The organism is Lachnospiraceae bacterium KGMB03038 (assembly GCA_007361935.1).
Lineage (GTDB): Bacteria > Bacillota > Clostridia > Lachnospirales > Lachnospiraceae > Massilistercora.
Window position 1 is genome coordinate 757,506 of the sequence record CP041667.1, and the last position, 19,495, is coordinate 777,000.

Below are 19,495 nucleotides of genomic sequence, written 5' to 3' on the forward strand. Positions count from 1 at the left end.
CATGGGCGAGAGTGTCTTTGAAGTCGTGAAACAGTCCGTCACCGCCAAGGAGGCGGCGGAGCATTACGGCATCGCGGTGGGACGTGGCGGCATGGCCTGCTGTCCCTTCCACGATGACCGCCACCCCAGCATGAAGGTGGACACACGTTTCCACTGCTTTGGGTGTGGCGCAGACGGCGATGTGATCGACTTCACCGCCCGGCTCTATGACCTGTCCCCCAAGGAGGCCGCCGAAAAGCTGGCCCTGGATTTTGGCCTGGCCTATGACAGTCAGGCCCCTCCCCGAAGGCGTTACGTCCGGCAGAAAACCGAGGCGCAGAAATTAAAGGAAAAACGGGAACATGGGTGGCGTGTTCTGACGGACTACTACCACTTGCTCCGAAAATGGGAAACCGACTATTCCCCCAAAACGCCGGACGAGGACCCGCATCCCCGTTTTGTGGAGGCCATTCAAAAGAAAGATTACATGGGCTATCTGCTGGACACCTTTCTCGACAGCAGCACCGAGGCACGGGACCAATGGATTGCAGAACACGCTGCTGAAATCTCGGCCATAGAAGGGAGAGTGAACAACATGGCTGACAAACCCACCAACCGGGAACGGTTGCAGGAAATCACGGCGGGCATTGAACAGGGTATCAATGAACTGTTCGAGAGCGACAAATACCGCCGTTACCTGTCCGTGATGTCCCGCTTCCACCGCTACTCCGTCAACAACACCATGCTCATCTATATGCAGCGCCCGGACGCCACCCTGGTGGCCGGTTACAACAAGTGGAAAAACCAGTTTTCCCGCCATGTGAAGCGGGGTGAACACGGCATTACCATCATTGCCCCGACACCATATAAGAAGAAAATCGAGGAGCAGAAGCTGGACCCGGACACCAAAGCCCCTATGCTGGATAAGGATGGAAAGGTCATCATGGAGGAAAAGGAGATCGAGATCCCACTGTTCCGCCCGGTGAAGGTGTTTGACGTCAGCCAGACGGACGGAAAGCCCCTGCCGGAGTTGGCCTCCAGCCTGTCCGGCAACGTCCAGAACTATGAGGTATTTATGGAGGCCCTGCGCCGGTCCGCCCCAGTTCCCATCGAGTTTGAGCCGATGGATGCAAACATGGACGGCTATTTTTCCTCCGATCAGCAGCGCATCGCCATCCGGGAAGGCATGAGCGAGGTGCAGACCGTTTCCGCTGCCGTTCATGAGACCGCCCACAGCAAGCTGCACGACCCGAAACGGGCGGAACCCGAACCCACCTGGAAGGTGGTCATGGTCAGCGACGGCGGGACCAAGCGGGACTATTCCCAGGGCTTTGCCACCGAAGCAGAGGCTGAACAGTTCGCTGCCGATGCAGACTGGCGCTTTGTGGACGAGAATCAGTTCGAGTGGCGGCTGGAGGTGGAGGAAGATCACTCTGCCGAGGTCCAGGCAGCGAAGGACCGGCATACTGAGGAAGTCCAGGCGGAGAGCATCTCCTATGCGGTTTGCCAGTATTACGGTATCCAGACTGGCGAGAACAGCTTCGGCTATATCGCCAGTTGGAGTCAAGGCAAGGAACTGAAGGAGCTGCGGGCCAGCCTGGAGGTTATCAATAAGACCGCCGGTGAGCTGATTTCCGATATTGACCGGCACTACAAGGAAATCTGTAAGGAGCGCGGCATTGACCTTACCGCCCAGCCGGAACAGGCGGTGCCCCAACAGGAAGTTGCGCCGGAGCTGGCCCCGGAGGTCGCTGTTCAGCAGCCCACAGAGGAAACGCCTGATACACTTGCCCCCAGCGCCGAAGCCCAGGAGGCCCTGTTGCTGGTTGATGATGCCACCTATCTTCATGTTCAGTCCTGCGACACCGGCTGGGACTACACGCTCTACGACAAAGAAACCATGCGACAGCTGGACAGCGGCCAGCTAGATGCGCCGGAATTGCCGTTGTCCACCGCTGCACTGAAAATCTGTGAGATGCACGGCATGGGCGGCCAGTCCATTCGGTATGCGCCGCTGTCCATGATCGAGACCTTGCAGGAGGCGGCAGTCCAACAGATGCAGGCAGCGGCCCAGGCCGCTGTGCCGGAAGTCACCCAGCTGCCGGATGCCCCGGAGCAGACACTGGACGAATACCCCATGCCGGACCCGACGTTGACCCAGGACGATCTGGAAAAGTGCGGCTATCTGGACAGCGACCTTCTGCCCCTTTCCAAAGAGCGGGCCTACGAGCTGATGGCGCAGGACCTAACCGTTTACATGGTCCAGCAGGGCGAAAACCCCGTAATGGCCTTTGACACCGCCGATCTGGACGCCCACGATGGTATTTTTGCCGTCACCCGTGAGGAATGGGAGGATAGTCCCTCCTTTGATGCTCAGGTCAAGGAGCGTATGGACCACCAGCAGGAACGAGAGCAGGCGTTTCTCAACCACAAGGGCGATTGTTATGCCATCTATCAGGTGAAGCACACCGACGAACTGAGGGACATTCGCTACGAGGGGCTGGAATGGGTCAAGTCTATCGGGCGGACTGTGCAGCGCGATAACTACGATCTGGTCTATACTGCGCCGCTCACACCCGGCGACCTGAAAGGCAGCGTGCTGGATAATCTCGAATACCGCTTCAACAACGAACACCCTGCCGACTACCGCCACCCGTCTATGAGCGTCAGCGACATCGTTGCCATCAAGCGGGACGGCAAGGTATCCTGTCATTACTGCGACAGTTTTGGCTTTCAGCAAATCCCCGGCTTTCTGCCGGACAATTCGCTGAAAAGTGCGGAGATGACGGTTGAGGACGACTACGGCATGATCGACGGCGTTATCAACAACGGCCCCAAGGAGCCGACGGTGGCTCAGCTGGAACAGCAGGCCCGCAGCGGTCAGCCCATCTCTCTCATGGATTTGGCGGCCGCCGCCCACCGGGAAGATCGGGACAAGAAGAAGTCTGTCATGGACCAGCTGAAAAGCCAGCCTAAATCCGAACACAAAAAGACAGCGCCCAAAAAGAGCGCGGAAAGGGAAATCTGATATGAACGCTTTGACTTTTGAGGAAACCAACTTGCTGTGCATCTACAACCCCGGCAGCCGCCTGGGAGCCATTGAGGCCCTGACCGAGATGCGCGGCTACCTGGAACAGGACGAGAACGAGTTGCTGGCCCTGACCGACAGCACCATCGTCAAGCTCCGGGCTATGACCGATACCGAGTTTAGCACGCTGGATCTGTATCTGGATTTTGATAAATAAGTGGCTAGTCAGCATTCTTCCTTTATGATAATATTTTAGTGTTATCAGTCCTCATTGGTCATTTTGTTGAGGTAAAGGAGGGATACTGTATGCGGTGGATGTATTGGCTCCCCACTGACATTCGACAAACGCTTCGTAACCGAGTAGATAAAACCATTGGTTACGAATTAGATAAGAATCGTTGGGGGGCACTGGCTCCAGGTTCGTTGGATAAGATAAAGCATTTCTATGTTACAGATTTTAGAGCATTAAATCTTGTTACAGGTATTATCCGTTATTCGTTGAAAGGCACTAATACAAAAGTGTATTATCGAGGGCAAGAGCGTGACTATCCTCTTATTCCAAGTTTGTATCGATCGGCCAAAAGTGGTGATGATGCAGCGATAGCAGAGCAGAAACTGTCAGAGATACTGTCCTGCCTCAAACCTTATTTCGATCCGATGGGAACAGACGACGAACGAGAAGCTCTTTGTCAGCATTATGGCCTACATACGCGTTGGTTAGATATTGTTGACCATATTCAAACGGCATTGTGGTTTGCTTATGATCGTACCTATGTCGATGATATGCGCGAGCAACGCTTTGACGAAGATGTTGGGTATATTTATGTCATTGCAGTACCTGACGATGAAACAAAAGTAAAAGCAATTGATTTGCGGGAGAAGCCTTCTCAATTTCTGAGGCCGCATACGCAGCAAGCATTTGCCATGAGGACAGCCAACCCAAGTAAAGAATTAGGAAAACTGTCTGCATATCAAGTTGCTACCTTGATAATTCCACGCCCACTCCTCAAAATTTGGAGCAATTATGATAATATTCCGGCAAAGTATATGTATCCAAACAATGTGACCGATGCAGGATTACGCTTTTGGGAACAAGCTGTTGAGCGAGTGACCGCGACAGGACTAGATATAAAATCAATATAACACAAAAAAGAGCAACCTTCGGGTTGCTCTCAGACTGTAGACAAAGTTGGTGCTGGAGCCTAGCTCCAGCACCACTCTTTTTGCCAAAATGCCAACTCCCATATTTTTTTATAAAAGATAAAAAAGAATCCTGATTTTTTGTCCTGCCTTTCCCTTACATCCAGAATCTTTGCCAGCTTTTTCAGATTCATGCACGCAAAGGTCAGCCCGGCTTTCATTCTCATTCGGGCGTTGCCGATGTATTGTGTGTATCGAAATCCATGCTGTTCTTTTGCACTTCCGAACAATCTCTCAATGGTTTCTTTTCTCAACATATAGATCTCTTTGTTCCCGAGAGTATAGCGGATATCCTCACTGGTTTCCAGATACTCTTCCCAAATGTGGCGGGAGATCGTTTTTTCATGCTCTTTGCTTTCTGTACAGTTGCAAAGGTAAGGGCAGTTTTTACAGATGCTTTTATCGCTCTTGTATTCTTTGTACCCTTCCCGGTTCGTTGTCCGATAAGTAAGGATCTGATCCGCCGGACAGATATAGCAGTCATAGTACTCATCGTAGACATACTCATATTTCTTGAAGAATCCATCTTTTGTCATGGGCCTTTTATACGGAAACAGGGGCTGTATCCCGTCTTTTAACAATTCTCGGGCGATTGCTGGAGTCTTATATCCGGCATCCAATACCATCATCTCCATATCCAGGTCTTTCAACTTGTCGTACAAAGGCTTCCATGTCCTGCTGTCATGTTCATTCCCTGGATGCACAGTATAACCTAAGATCCACCCGTGCTTGTCACATGCAGTCTCTATGTTGTATGCAAAAACATGTTTATGTTCGCCTTTTCGGAACCACCCGCTTTCCGGATCTGAAGTACTGCATTTTTGCGTTTTGGCTCCTTCCGGGATCTCGTCTGAAGAACCGCTTTCACCAGAAGTGCCGCTACCCGCTGCAGGCGGTGTAGTTGAATCATCCTTTTTTTCTTTTAAAGGTTTCTTTCCATGATTTTTGCGGTCTTCATTGATTTCTTTTTTTAACTCCTCCTCATACCATAGAGCTTCTTGAGATGCAATCCTCTTTCGCCTCTTTTTGCTGTTCGCACAGGCTTTTACATGGGTAGAATCCACAAACACGGTAGACGTATCTACCAGATGAAACTTCATACATTGTTCGAGGATATGGGAAAAGATCTGTTCAAACAGTTCCGTATCCTTAAAACGCCGGGTATAGTTTTTCCCAAAAGTAGAAAAGTGAGGAACTGGATCCAGCATATCCAGACCGAGAAACCAACGATACGCTACATTCACTTCGATTTCTTTGATCGTCTGGCGCATACTTTTAATCCCATAGAGATACTGGATAAAAGGGATTTTGATCAGCATCACCGGATCCATGCTCGGCCTTCCGTTATCTGCACAATACTTGTCTTCTACAAGATCGTAAATAAAGTTCCAGTCAATTGCCCGGTCAATCTTTCGGAGCATGTGATCCTTTGGCACCATGTCATCCATGCTGAACAGCATCATTTGTTCTCTTTTTTTATCGGAATCTCTTGTCATCATAAGCAGGCCCTCCTTATAGGATAATTATACCATGTGCAGAGAACGCACCGCTTAACTTTCGAGTTGATAAGTAGGGGATTTTTCTTGATAAAAACCGGAAGAATCATTGAAATGTTGATAACTACAATAGAAAAGCTCCGGTGTAAACCGGGGACTTTGTCTACAGTCTGAGAGCAACCTTCGGGTTGCTCTTTTTTTATCTGAAACCGAAAGGAGGACAGACCCATGCCAACCAAAGCAGAAATGTACGCGCAGATGGCGGAGAAGGTGGCGGTCCAGCTCACCGGCAGCTGGCAGGAGTGGGCGGGCTTTCTCACCACCGCCGCACGACTGTATAAGTACCCCTACTATGAACAACTGATGATCTACGCCCAGCGCCCGGACGCTACCGCCTGCGCCGAGTATGACCTGTGGAATGACCGCATGGGCCGGTATGTGCGGCGCGGTTCCAAGGGCATCGCCCTGGTGGACGATTCCGGCGACCGGCCCCGCCTGCGCTATGTGTTCGATATTTCCGACACCGGCACGCGGGAACATTCCCGCACCCCCTGGCTATGGCAGCTGGAGGAACGGCACATTGAGCCTGTGTCGGCCATGCTGGAACGCAACTACGATGTGGGCAGCAACGACCTGGCCCAGCAACTGGCTGATGTGGCCGCCAAGCTGGCGGAGGAATATTGGGACGAACACAGGCAGGACATTCTCTATATCGTTGACGGTTCCTTTTTGGAGGAGTACGATGAGTACAACATCGAGGTGCAATTCAAATCCGCCGCCACCGTCAGCATCACCTATGCCCTCATGTCCCGCTGCGGGCTGGAACCGGAGCAGTATTTCGGCCATGAAGATTTCATGCCGATCTTCGACTTCAACACCCCTGCGGCCATCGGGGCGCTGGGCACGGCGGTCAGCCAGGTAAACCAGCAGGTGCTGCGGCAGATTGGCGTCACCATCCAGAACTATGAACGTGAACAACTCGCAGAAAGGAGCGTCACACATGGAGAACAACCTGACTTACACGAGGAACGGAGATTACCTGATTCCCGACCTGAACCTGACCGAGCAGCCGCAGAGGCCCCTGGGCAAGTACGGCAGGATGCGCAAAGCGTACCTGAAGGAGCATCGGCCCATCCTGTACAACCAGCTGTTGATGACCGAGAAGCTGTACCCGCACCTAGCGGAGATCGACGAGACCGCGAACAGCCGTCTGAAACAGATGATGCCCCGGCTGGCAGAGTCGGCGGGCGCGACGGAGGAGCTGAAAGCCCGCAATCCGATGCAGTGGGTGGGCCTGATGAACACCTGCAAGGCCCAGGCGGAGGAGATTCTGCTGGCGGAACTTATCAACAGCTGAGCTTAAACCTGTTCCTCTCCGAAGCGGAACAAATCCATAAAATTGATGAAGCAGAGAGTGTGAAAACGCCCTCTGCTTCTTCTTTTGCCCAGGAGCAGCCGCAGCCAGAAGCTGGCGACTATGAGGCGGAGGCGGTAAAGCCTACCCTCCGAGAGCTGCATGAGAAATATAAGCCCATCATTTTGGAGTCCGTTACCCAGGACGCCCGATACCGCAACGCCTGTGGTCACAGCGATTATGAAAGTGCCGTGATTGAAGGCAGGTCGGCCATCCACCGCGCTGTTTTGTCGTCCGGCAACAGGGAACTGCTCCAGCTCTATTCCTATACGCCGGAGTTCCGTCAACGCTTGCACAAGGAAATCATTGACGAGACCTATCCGCGTCTCCACGAGCTGCTGTGCCCGCTTTCGCAGGATGACATCGACGATGCCATCCGCGCTTGGAATGGGGACGTTGCCAGCAAACGTGCGGTGGTCCACTATATGGCAGATCATGCACGAGAGAAAGATACCGCTGCCTGGCTGGCCCGCGAATATAGCGGCGGGGACAGCACAAAGCTGTTGCTCGCCCGCGCCGGAAGCTCCGTAGAAATGGAATTGCCGTGGCCCAAAGTGCAGCGCCGGATTGCCCAGCTCATAGCGGACGGCACTTTTCTGACAGAACAGGAGCGCCAGCCGGAAAGGCAAGAGCAGGATGCCCGCCGGTATCAGGTGGTGGTCTATCACCATTCTGAGAACGGCTTTGATGAGCGCATGGAATATCCCACACGGGAAGAAGCCGAAAAAGTCGCTCAGGGCTATGTGGACGGCACGATGGAGCCGGACGGCTTTGCCTACGATGGCGCAGCGGTCTACGATTTAGAGCAGCGGACCTACCTGTGTATTTTCGGCAACTACCCGGATGAGGCCGCGCAGGCGCAGGTTGCGCCGCCTGACCTGTCCGGCCAGCCCGTCACCCGCGAGGGAGACACCATCACCATCGGCAGCGGCGAACCCACCCACGAGATGGACATTGCCGTGTCGGACGGGGAATATGAAGCCATCCGGCAGGCTATCCCGGAAACAGAGGCCCCCACCGCCTATGACCCTGCAACACCCCCTTACCATGTGGGTGATACGGTCTATCTGGACAATCAGGAGTACCAAATCACCGAGCTGCGGGAGGGCACGGTGCAGCTGCTGCCCTCCGATATGGCGTTCCCCATCTACCGGGCCGAGAGCCGGGAGCGGTTCGAGACGCTGCTGCGCGAGGATGCCCGCAACGAGGCCATCACTGAGTTTCTGCCGGTCAATCCCGACACCGCGGACCAGGACCTGCGGGACGTGCTGACCCACGGCCTGATCGGTGCGCCGAATAAGGCGGAGATTGCCGAACTGCTGCGCAGCGGCAAGTCTAACGCTGAAATTGCCCAGTGGTTGAGCCGGGCCTACCCCGACATCATCGAGACGATGGAGCTGGAGACCGGCGACACCGCCGACTACCGCACCATGACGGAAGGCATCGAGTTGAAAGTGCTGGATGCAGACGAGAAGCGGCTGGCTATGCTGTTCTTCCGCTGGGATGAGGTCGCACCGCTGCTGCGCGGGTTGTATGCCCGCCAGCTGGATGGCTTTGGACAGGAACAGGCCAAACCGGCGGTTGATGCCGCTGCCACTGTTGAAAAACCAGCTGAAACCGCCAACCCCATCGAGGAACCCGATGTTGAGGCACCGACATTCCATTCAGAAACAGTAGCCGTCTACTCCGGCGAGAAAAACAACCTGCCCTATGACGTGGTGGTGGAACGGCTGCACATTGACCGGCCGGAACCTACGCCGCCGGAACTGGCCCCCGCCACGGACGCAGAGCCGGGCGAGAAGCCGGAACACCCGGTTGCCATCCCGATCAACGGCGATTGGCGGACCTTTCCCAACCAGAGGGCGGCTGAGCAGGCGGCCTACCAAGAGTACAAAGACAACCTGCGCCGCAACGCCCAGAATTTCCATATCAGTGACGACCATCTGGGTGAGGGCGGCCCCAAGGCCAAGTACCAGGCCAATGTAGCAGCGATTAAGCTACTGAAGCATCTGGAGGAGACCACCGGGCAGGCCACGCCGGAACAGCAGGAGGTATTGTCTCGCTATGTTGGCTGGGGTGGCCTGGCAGATGCCTTTGACCCGGACAAATCTGTGTGGGCTGCCGAGTTTTCGGAACTGAAAGAACTGCTGACCCCGGAGGAATACGCTGCGGCCAGAGCCTCCACCTTGAATGCCCACTACACCAGCCCTACCGTCATCCGTGCCATCTATGAGGCCGTGGAGAAGATGGGCTTCCGTACCGGCAACATTTTGGAGCCGTCTATGGGTGTGGGCAATTTCTTCGGGATGCTGCCGGAGAGTATGGAGGGCAGCCGACTGTACGGCGTGGAGCTGGATTCCATCAGCGGCCGGATCGCAAAGCAGCTTTACCCCAAGGCTAACATCACCGTGGCAGGTTTCGAGACCACCGACCGGCGGGACTTTTACGACCTTGCCATCGGCAACGTGCCTTTCGGCCAGTATCAGGTGAACGACAAAGCCTACAACAAGCTGGGCTTCAACATCCACAATTACTTTTTCGCCAAGGCATTGGACCAGGTACGCCCCGGCGGCGTGGTGGCTTTTGTCACCAGCCGCTATACGATGGACGCCAAGGATTCCACCGTGCGCCGGTATCTGGCCCAGCGGGCCGAACTGCTGGGAGCCATTCGTCTGCCCAATGACGCTTTCAAAAAGAATGCCGGAACTGAGGTTGTTTCGGACATTCTCTTTCTGCAAAAACGGGACCGCCCGCTGGACATTGCGCCGGACTGGACCCAGGTGGGCCGGACCGAGGACGGCTTCACGGTCAACCAATATTTTCTGGACCACCCGGAGATGGTGTTAGGGCGGCCTACCGCTGAAAGCACCCAATATGGCAAGCAGGACTACACCGTGGCCCCCATCGAAGGGCTGGAGCTGGCCGACCAGCTGCACGATGCCGTGAAGTACATCCAGGGAACCTATCAGGAGGCCGCGCTGCCGGAGCTGGGCGAGGGCGAGGAGATCGACGAATCCCTCCCGGCTGACCCCAACGTGAAGAACTACTCCTACACGGTGGTGGACGGTGCGGTGTACTTCCGGGAAAACAGCCGCATGGTGCGCCCTGACTTGAATGCCACCGCCGAAGCCCGTGTCAAAGGGCTGGTAGGGCTGCGGGACTGTGTGCAGCGGCTCATCGACCTGGAAATGGACGCCGCCGCGCCGGAGGCCGCCATCCAGGGACAGATGGCCGAACTGAACCGGCTCTATGACGATTTTTCCGCCAAGTATGGCCTTATCAACGACCGGGCCAACCGGCTGGCCTTTGCCGATGACAGCAGCTACTATCTGCTCTGCGCCCTGGAGGTGCTGGACGAGGATGGGAAGCTGGAACGCAAGGCGGATATGTTTTCAAAACGGACCATCAAACCCCATGAAGCCGTCACCACGGTGGACACGGCCAGCGAAGCACTTGCGGTATCCATTTCGGAGAAAGCCTGTGTGGATATGGCTTACATGGAGCAACTGACCGGCAAGACCAGTGAGGAGCTGGCCGCTGAACTGCAAGGCGTCATTTTCCGCGTTCCCGGCCAGGCCGAGCCGGATGGGCGGCCCCACTATGTCACGTCGGACGAGTACCTGTCCGGCAACGTGCGCCGGAAGCTGCGTCAGGCACAGCGGGTAGCCGAAACCGACCCGTCCTTTGCGGTCAACGTGGAGGCACTGACCGCCGCCCAGCCCAAGGACCTGGACGCTTCCGAGATCGAGGTGCGGCTGGGGGCAACGTGGATCGACAAGGAGTATATCCAGCAATTCATGTACGAGACCTTTGACACGCCCTTTTACCTTCAGCGCAGCATTGAGGTCCACTATACCCCCTTTACGGCGGAATGGCAGATCTCCGGCAAGACTGCCGTTGGACAGAACAATGTGGCTGCTTATTCGACGTATGGAACCGAGCGGGCCAACGCCTATAAAATCCTGGAGGACAGCCTGAACCTGCGGGATGTGCGCATCTACGACACCGTGGAGGACGCAGACGGCAAGGAGCGCCGGGTGCTGAACGCCAAGGAGACTACCCTTGCCGCGCAAAAGCAGCAGGCTATTCGGGAGGCGTTCAAGGATTGGATTTGGCGCGACCCGGAGCGGCGGCAGGCATTGGTGCGCCAGTACAACGAGGAGATGAACAGCACCCGGCCCCGCGAGTATGACGGCAGCCATATTGTCTTTGGCGGCATGAACCCGTCCATCACCCTGCGGGAACACCAGAAAAACGCCATCGCCCATGTGCTGTACGGCGGCAACACGCTGCTGGCCCATGAGGTGGGTGCGGGCAAAACTTTTGAAATGGTTGGGGCCGCGATGGAGGCCAAACGGCTGGGCCTTTGCCAGAAATCTCTCTTTGTGGTGCCGAACCACTTGACCGAGCAGTGGGCGTCGGAGTTCCTGCGGCTCTACCCATCCGCCAACATCCTGGTGACAACGCGAAAAGATTTTGAGAAGCACAACCGCAAAAAATTTTGTGCCAGAGTCGCCACTGGCGATTACGATGCCATCATCATGGGTCACAGCCAGTTTGAGAAAATCCCCATCAGCAAGGAACGTCAGGAGCGGCTTTTGCAGGAACAGATCTGGGAGATCACCGAGGGTATCTCTGAGGTAGAGGCCAGCGGTGGGGAGCGTTTTACGGTCAAGCAGCTGGAACGCACCCGAAAGTCCCTGGAAGCCAGGCTGGAAAAGCTGCAAGCCGAGGAACGAAAAGATGACGTGGTGACGTTTGAGCAGTTGGGCGTTGACCGGCTGTTCGTGGATGAGGCCCACAACTATAAAAATCTGTTTCTTTACACCAAAATGCGCAATGTGGCGGGCCTCTCCACTACGGACGCGCAGAAATCCAGCGATATGTTCGCCAAGTGCCGCTATATGGACGAGCTGACGGGTGGCCGGGGCGTTGTCTTTGCCACCGGCACACCCGTGTCGAACAGTATGACCGAACTTTATACCATGCAGCGGTATCTCCAATATGACCGCCTGCAAGAGCTGGGCATGACCCACTTTGACTGCTGGGCCAGCCGCTTCGGGGAGACCTGCACCTCGCTGGAGCTTGCCCCTGAAGGAACCGGCTACCGGGCAAGAACAAGATTCAGCAAGTTTTTCAACCTGCCGGAGCTGATGAACCTGTTCAAAGAGGTGGCGGATATTAAGACCGCCGACCAGCTGCATCTGTCCACGCCGCAGGTGGAGTACCACAACGTCGTGGCCCAGCCCACCGAAATCCAGAAAGAGATGGTAGAGGCGCTCTCCGAGCGGGCGTCCCAGGTACACAGCGGTACGGTGGACCCGTCCCAGGACAATATGCTCAAGATCACCAGCGACGGGCGCAAGCTGGGTCTGGACCAGCGGATCATCAACCAGCTGCTGCCGGATGAGCCGGGCACCAAAGTCAACCAGTGTGTGGACAATATCATGCAAATCTGGCGGGACGGCGAGGCCGACAAGCTGACACAGCTGGTCTTTTGCGACATCTCTACGCCCCAGGCCCGGCCTGCCAAAAAGGCAGCGAAGGCGCTGGACAACCCAACGCTGCACGCATTGGAGGACGCGGTGCCGCTGCCAGAGCCGGAACCGGCCTTTACGGTGTATGAGGACATTCGACAAAAGCTCATTGCCAAGGGAGTGCCTGCCGAACAGATCGCCTTTATCCATGAGGCCAACACCGAGGTACGAAAAAAAGAGTTGTTCTCCAAGGTGCGCACCGGCCAGGTGCGGGTGCTGCTGGGCAGTACACAGACAATGGGCGCGGGTACCAACGTCCAGGACCGCCTGGTGGCACTGCATGACCTGGACTGCCCGTGGCGGCCTGGCGATCTGGCCCAGAGAAAGGGCCGCATTGAACGCCAGGGCAACCAGAACGAGACCGTCCATGTGTATCGCTACGTCACTGAGGGAACTTTCGATGCCTATCTCTGGCAGACAGTGGAGAACAAGCAGCGGTTTATCAGTCAGATTATGACTTCCAAATCTCCGGTGCGAAGCTGTGATGACGTGGACGAAACGGCGTTGTCATTTGCCGAGATCAAGGCTTTGTGCGCAGGCGACCCGCGCATCAAGGAACGCATGGACCTGGATGTGGACGTGGCACGGTTGAAATTGATGAAGGCCGACCACCAAAGCAAGCAATACCACTTGGAGGACCAGCTGCTCAAAACCTTCCCTGAGGAAATCGAAAAAAACAAGGGTTTTATCACCGGGCTGGAAGCGGATATGAAAACGCTGGCGGAACACCCGCACCCGGAGGACGGCTTTGCGGGCATGGAAGTCCGGGGCGATACCCTGACGGACAAAGAGAACGCCGGTGCGGCGCTTTTGGATGCCTGCAAGGAGGTCAAAGGCTCCGACCCGGTATCGGTGGGTAGTTACCGGGGCTTTGCTATGTCGGTGTCGTTTGACGCTTTCCGGCAGGAATATATGCTCCTGCTGAAAGGCGAGATGACCCACCGGACGGCCTTGGGCACCGACCCACGCGGCAACCTCACCCGTATTGACAACGCCCTTGCCCAGATGCCCCAGCGGCTGGAGGCGGTGAAAAATCAGCTGGACAACCTCTATCAGCAGCAGGCCGCCGCCAAGGCCGAGGTGGGGAAGCCCTTTGCCCAGGAGCAGGAGCTGCGGGACAAATCCGCCCGGCTGGCCGAGTTGGATGTGCTGCTGAATATTGACGGCCATAAGCGCCCCGCACCGGAGGCGGTGGTGGCTAAGAGCGGCCGTCCCTCGGTGCTGGAAGGGCTGAAACGCCCGGTGCCGCTGCGTAGCCCCGAAAAGAAACCCAAACACCATGAACAGGAGGTGCGATAACATGAACGCAGACAAAAATACGGCCCTCTATGAAAAGATGGCCGCCGAGCAGGACAAGTTCCGGGACTGGCTGAAAACCCAACCGCCGGAAGAAATTCTGAACCATGCCTATGAGTACGTTGTCCGTGAGGATATTTTGATGGCAATGGAGGAACTGGATCTGCCCCAAAGCCGGGCCGCCGCGCTGTTGGCGTCGCCGTCCCCGCTGGCCGATGTGTACAAGGAGTTTGCCGACCGGGAAACTTCCTACATGGATGTGGTGCGGGACAGCATCGAGCAGCGGGCCGAGGCAGCACTGGACACCCAGCGGGAACTGCCGCTCTACCGGCATGACGCCGCCCATGCCCGCGAACAGGGCGACCTGGATTTGTACCGGGCGTCCCGCCGCGCCAATATCGCCTGCAAGGAGGCCATTGAGACGGCGATTGCCGACAACTACCGGGACAACCGGCTGGACAGAGACGCGGTGCCCCAGGTGATCGAACAGTTCGGCTACACCCGCACTCTCTATGTGCTGGCAAACACCGTGCAGCAGAAAGATTGGGACGGACGGTTCAGCTCGGCCAACAAGACGTGGGCCAAGACTGTGGACATCCCGCCCAACCCGGACGGCTTCGGCGGCGAACGCAACCTGGACTTTGTGGTGGACAGCCATTCCGGCCTGGTCGATCTGTTTCTGACCCAGGCCCGGCAGGATTATCTGCGTCTCCAGCCGCTGACGCCGGAGGAAATCCAGGCCGAGGCCGCCCGGCTCTTGCAGGAGCTTCGCGTCCCGGATACCCCCAACAGCCCCCACGGCACCCATTACATGGCCCGCGTGTCGCCGGACTTTCTGGCCCGTGCAGGCACCCAGGCCCACGACCAGCTGATGAAATTGCTGCCGTTCCGCAGCCTGGCGATTACCGGGCTGGTGGACCGTCCCGGCACCTATGTCACCATCCTTGCCAGCGAGGATCGCAGTAAGGAGTTGCGCCAGCGCCGCCCCTCGGTCCGCCGTCAGCTGAAGCAGGAACCGCACCCCGCTGAAAAAGGCGAGAAAAAAGCGCCTGCCCGAAAAAAGACGGAGCCGGAGCGATGACCACCCCCAAGCGCAAGCGGGACGTGCAGCTGAACTTCCGGGTCTCGCCGGAGGAACTGGCGATGATCGAGCAGAAGATGGCCCAGCTGGGGACAAAGAACCGGGAAGCCTACCTGCGCAAGATGGCCCTGGACGGCTATGTGGTGCGCCTGGAACTGCCGGAGCTGAAGGAGCTGGTCTCCCTGATGCGCTATTCCAGCAACAATTTGAACCAGCTGACCCGCCGCGTGCATGAGACCGGGCGCATTTATGACGCCGACCTGGAAGATATATCCCAGCAGCAGGAGGCTTTGTGGGATGGGGTGCATAGGATATTAACTCAGCTGGCGAAGCTGTCGTGACAGGGGCATACGCCCTGGCTGTGAGGGAGGTCTGGCGTATGCGGGCTGCTGCGCCGGGCCTCCCTCCTTTTTCTTTGCCCGTATCGTTGCGTTTTGGCGGGGTGTGATTGATAATGGAGTCAGAAACGAGGTGATGGCTGATGCTGACGTTTGAAAATGTCTTGACTGTGTTTCGTGATTACCTGCGGCAAGACCCGGAGGAAGAAGTCCTTTCATGCAGGCGCGGCTACGTTCGGATAAGCTGGAACAGCGATTCCCGCTACTGTGTGGACGGCGTCCTCTGTCGAACCCCGGAGGAACTTTTTGATCTGTTGCTGCAAGATTACTGGGATTTCGAGCTGATCCGCCGGACGCATGGCCGCAGGGAGGCCACCGCAGCAGACGAAGAAGCCGTAGACGAACTGTGCCAGCCATACCTGGACTGGCGAAAGGAGGCGCAGAAATGAGAGCGTTACTGTTTATCTTGAGATTGATGATGAAAATTATCGCTGCGCCGGTAGTGCTGGCGCTGGCCTTGTTCACCTGGGTATGCTTCGGGCTGCTGTATGTGTCCAGCTTTATCTTCGGTCTGGCCTCCACCCTGGTGGCGCTACTGGGGATCGCAGTGCTTGTGACCTACTCACCGCAAAACGGCATCATCCTGTTGGTGATTGCCTTCCTGGTCAGCCCGGTGGGCCTGCCGATGGCCGCCGCCTGGCTGGTGGGCAAGGTGCAGGATCTGCGGTATGCCATCCAAGACGCAGTGTATGGCTGAATAGAAAACACAGGATTGCCGGGAGTAGTTGCCCGGCAATTTTTTTGACTTTACTTTCGCGCTAATTTCAGTGATGAGATTAGCATGAAAGTAAAGTCCACGCACATCAAAGGCATATAAAAAATCAGGGTGTCGGAGCATACAACTTCCTCCGACACCCTGATTTGGTTCAATTTTCTGGTGCAGGTTTTTGTACCGTTACATATTTTTGATGTTGGCTTCTGGGCTTATCTGGGATGGTCATTTGCAGCTGTCCATTGTCCAGCAGTGGACGCAAGTACCTCTTTGTAAATCCCTTTGTGTTTTTATACCCACAATGTTCCGCAATTTCAGCTTTCGAGCGCGGTTCTGCACAAAAGGCTAAAATCTGGTCTGTAAGTGTCACTTGGGTTCCCACTTGGGTTCCCACTTGGGTCCTCACTTGGGTCTCGTCCTGCGGCCCAACCTTTTCCACCGCAATCGGGGCCAGCGGAACCACGGTGCGGAACACATCGCCCTCGATAAATTCCGGGGTTCCACCGGAATAGAGCTTCGTGTATTTGTAAGTATTCCGCATCCCGGACCCCAGCTCGTCCGCCAGTCCAATCTCACGGAACACTTTGGAAATGGGCGGGTTCTTGGCATACGGCTCAAAGGAGGAAAGGTGCAGAGCGCCGTGCCCGTGGGAACGGTTGGCATTTTCGGTGTAGAGCCGGTTACGCTCAATTACGAATTTTGCCACATAGCCGCTGGAGTAATCCCGGTGCGCCAGGCTGTTGGAGAAAATTTCACGCAGGATGCGGTCTCTGGCGCTGACGCTCTGGAGGCCCTCCTGTACAAAGGGGTCGCTGAGGTGCTTTTGACCGAACGCAATCAGCCGGTCATAGGTCTCCAGAAGATTTGTGATGATGACATCCCGGTCGTCATAGCGATCCAGGTTTTCCACCCGGAAAATGGCGTCCGTTTTGTGCTGCGGCAATACGGACAGAATCGTGCTGTCCTTCCCGAACAGAAGAATCGCCGCAAGGGTAATGCCTTCGAGCTGCCTTTCGGGGTCTTTTAAGATCAGACCGGCGCTGCGCAGCAGTTCTTCGTCTGACATGGACTTCCACGGATGGTTGGCCGTGCGGCTGGTGGTCATGGCTCTGGCGCGCTCCATCAGGTCAGGGCGCAGGTCGTCCATCTGGAAGCGGGTCACTTTGTTTACAAAATAGCTGCCGCTTTTCCGGGCGTACAGCTGGTACACCATGTCGGAGTTGTCGGTTATATCAATATCTGCTTCGTGACTGCGGTCAAAAATGCGCCCGTGATGGCGGCAGACCTGGCTGCCGGACGGCACCTGAATGACCAGCAGCGTGCGGCCGTCTACGGTGCAGGCTTCCGGCTGCAAGTACAGAGGCGGATTGATTTTCTGCCCGTTGTTGATGGAAGTCACGAAGTCTTTTTTCATACGGTCAACCGCATCCGGGGCAACACCCAAAATCTCCCCGTTGTCTTTGACGCCCAGGAGAATGATTCCACCGTCCCGGTTGGAAAAAGAACAGACGGTATCGTAAACATCCTTTGTAATCTCGGTGGTGGATTTCTTAAACTCCACCCGGATGTTCTCGCCGTCCTCGATCAGCTTCAGAAGTTCGGCTTCTGTCATAGGAGCAACAGCCCCCTTTCGATGTGGATTTATACGTTCTTATTATACGGGATTTTTCACGCATTATCAAACCCATTCTGCGTGGGTATATAATTCTGAAATGGTTCTCTGTGATTCTGGAAAATGCCAGACAGTGTCTGGCGAATTAAGCTGCGATTCGGCATCACCTTTGATCAGTCAAATCAATTCAACAGACGGTGTCTGTTAAAAAGGAGGGGAAATCATGGCAACCACCCGCATCATACCACTGCACACTGGCAAGGGCCGCACGGTCGGCAAGGCGATCAGCGACATCATCGACTATGTAAAAAATCCAGACAAGACCGACCACGGCAGGCTCATCACCAGCTACCAGTGCGACAGCCGCGTGGCCGACGCCCAGTTCCTGCTGGACAAGCAGACCTATATGGCCCGCACCGGCCGTGTGCGCGGCAAGGATGACGTGATCGCCTACCACCTGCGGCAGTCCTTTGTGCCGGGCGAGATCACGCCGGAAGAAGCCAACCGGCTGGGCGTGGAGCTGGCCCGGCGTTTTACCAAAGGCAAGCACGCTTTCATCGTCTGTACCCACATCGACAAGGCTCACGTCCACAACCATATTATATGGAACTCCACTACGCTGGAGTGCGACCGCAAGTTCCGCAACTTTTGGGGCAGCACCCGTGCCGTCCACCGTCTGAGCGACACCATCTGCATCGAGAACGGCTACTCCATCGTAGAGGCTCCCAAACGGCGCGGCCAGAGCTACAACAAGTGGCTGGGTGATGCGGCGAAACCCTCCCACAAGGAGCAGCTGCGCCAGGCCATCGACCGGGCACTGGCAAGGAAACCGGCCAGCCTGGAGGAACTGCTGCGCCTGCTGGAACAGGACGGCTTCACCGTTCACCGGCGCGGCAAAACCATCTCCATCAGCGCGGAGGGCTGGGGCAACAACGTCCGCTTCGACAGGCTGGGTGACGGCTACACGCTGGACGATCTGCTGGCGGTCCTCTCCGGCCAGAAAGAGCATACGCCCCGCAAGAAAACCGCTGTGCAGGCCGCCCCGCCCAAGGTCAATCTGCTGGTGGACATCCAGTCAAAACTCAAGGCCGGGAAAGGTGCCGGGTATGCCTGCTGGGCCAAGGTGTTCAACCTCAAACAGATGGCCCAGACTCTCAACTACCTGTCCGAACACGGGCTGTTGGACTACGCCGATCTGGCAACTAAAACAGCAGAGGCAACAATTCGCTACAATGCGCTATCCAGCGAGATCAAGGCTGCCGAGAAGCGCATGGCTGAGATCGCCGTGCTGCGCACCCACATCGTCAACTACGCCAAGACCCGCGAGACCTATGTGGCCTACCGCAAGGCTGGGTATTCCCGGAAATTTTACGCGGAGCATGAGGATGAGATTCGGCTGCACCAGGCGGCCAAGGAAGCCTTCAACGAGCTGAACGTAAAGAAGCTGCCCACCATCAAGGAGCTTCAGACCGAGTACGCCCAGCTGTTGGTAGACAAGAAAAAGGCTTATGGCGAATACCGGCAGGCCCGCGCCGCTATGCGGGAGCTGCTGACGGTCAAGAACAATGTGGATCGGGTCCTGGCAATGGAGCAGACCGAACCGCAACAGAAAGAAAAAGACCACGGCCAGCGGTGAGCTGGTCGCGGTCAAAAGCGTTCGTAAGAACGCGCAGCCACAGATTGAAAATCTGTGTTCAAAGGGGGCTTGGGGGACTTCCCTCAACAAGCGCGTGGGGCTATCT

Annotated in this window: 10 protein-coding genes and 4 pseudogenes; 11 read left to right on the forward strand and 3 right to left on the reverse strand. The window is 56.3% G+C overall.

The window, feature by feature from the left end; translation table 11 throughout:
* Nucleotide 1: 1 nt before the first annotated feature.
* The 3 genes from FND36_03755 to FND36_03765 all read left to right on the forward strand — a co-directional run bounded on the left by FND36_03755 (nt 2) and on the right by FND36_03765 (nt 4,150).
* Nucleotides 2-3,007 (forward strand): DUF4316 domain-containing protein, encoded by a 3,006-nt coding sequence (locus FND36_03755; protein ID QDW73230.1) that lies wholly within the window; start codon nt 2-4, stop codon nt 3,005-3,007.
* A 1-nt stretch (nt 3,008) separates the two neighbouring features.
* Nucleotides 3,009-3,224 (forward strand): hypothetical protein, encoded by a 216-nt coding sequence (locus tag FND36_03760; GenBank protein QDW73231.1) that lies wholly within the window; start codon nt 3,009-3,011, stop codon nt 3,222-3,224.
* Between the two features lie 89 nt (nt 3,225-3,313).
* Complete coding sequence (locus tag FND36_03765) at nt 3,314-4,150, forward strand: FRG domain-containing protein (GenBank protein QDW73232.1); 837 nt, start codon at nt 3,314-3,316, stop codon at nt 4,148-4,150.
* 164 nt (nt 4,151-4,314) lie between these two features.
* Here FND36_03765 and FND36_03770 read toward each other — a convergent pair.
* Together FND36_03770 and FND36_03775 are read right to left on the reverse strand one after the other, a co-directional pair.
* Nucleotides 4,315-5,712 (reverse strand): annotated as a pseudogene (locus FND36_03770) (IS1182 family transposase).
* Between the two features lie 240 nt (nt 5,713-5,952).
* Nucleotides 5,953-6,705, reverse strand: a pseudogene (locus tag FND36_03775) (hypothetical protein).
* Here FND36_03775 and FND36_03780 point away from each other — a divergent pair.
* The 7 genes and pseudogenes from FND36_03780 to FND36_03810 all read left to right on the forward strand — a co-directional run bounded on the left by FND36_03780 (nt 6,704) and on the right by FND36_03810 (nt 16,126).
* Nucleotides 6,704-7,060 (forward strand): TnpV protein, encoded by a 357-nt coding sequence (locus FND36_03780; GenBank protein QDW73233.1) that lies wholly within the window; start codon nt 6,704-6,706, stop codon nt 7,058-7,060. The pseudogene FND36_03775 and the gene FND36_03780 sit on opposite strands and share 2 nt — an antisense overlap.
* A gap of 137 nt (nt 7,061-7,197) precedes the next feature.
* Nucleotides 7,198-7,974 (forward strand): annotated as a pseudogene (locus FND36_03785) (DEAD/DEAH box helicase).
* A 93-nt stretch (nt 7,975-8,067) separates the two neighbouring features.
* Nucleotides 8,068-13,953, forward strand: a pseudogene (locus FND36_03790) (helicase SNF2).
* Nucleotide 13,954: 1 nt separating this feature from the next.
* Nucleotides 13,955-15,031 (forward strand): DUF3849 domain-containing protein, encoded by a 1,077-nt coding sequence (locus FND36_03795; protein ID QDW73234.1) that lies wholly within the window; start codon nt 13,955-13,957, stop codon nt 15,029-15,031.
* Nucleotides 15,028-15,372 carry a plasmid mobilization relaxosome protein MobC gene (gene mobC, locus FND36_03800; GenBank protein ID QDW73235.1) on the forward strand — a complete coding sequence of 115 codons (345 nt, stop codon included), beginning with the start codon at nt 15,028-15,030 and terminating at the stop codon, nt 15,370-15,372. The genes FND36_03795 and mobC overlap by 4 nt, the downstream gene beginning before the upstream one ends.
* A gap of 140 nt (nt 15,373-15,512) precedes the next feature.
* The gene (locus tag FND36_03805) at nt 15,513-15,818 is read left to right on the forward strand and encodes a hypothetical protein (protein QDW73236.1); all 306 of its coding nucleotides are present in this window, start codon (nt 15,513-15,515) and stop codon (nt 15,816-15,818) included.
* A complete protein-coding gene (locus FND36_03810) occupies nt 15,815-16,126 on the forward strand; it encodes a succinate dehydrogenase (protein QDW73237.1) in 312 nt (103 codons plus the stop codon). Before FND36_03805 ends, FND36_03810 begins: the two co-directional genes overlap by 4 nt.
* Nucleotides 16,127-16,295: 169 nt before the next feature.
* Here the strand turns inward: FND36_03810 and FND36_03815 are convergent, their stop codons facing one another.
* Nucleotides 16,296-17,753: an AAA family ATPase gene (locus FND36_03815; GenBank protein ID QDW73238.1), complete on the reverse strand. Its 1,458-nt coding sequence runs from the start codon at nt 17,751-17,753 to the stop codon at nt 16,296-16,298.
* A 223-nt stretch (nt 17,754-17,976) separates the two neighbouring features.
* Here FND36_03815 and FND36_03820 point away from each other — a divergent pair, with 223 nt between their 5' ends.
* Complete coding sequence (locus tag FND36_03820; protein QDW73239.1) at nt 17,977-19,389, forward strand: relaxase; 1,413 nt, start codon at nt 17,977-17,979, stop codon at nt 19,387-19,389.
* The last annotated feature ends 106 nt before the right edge of the window (nt 19,390-19,495 follow it).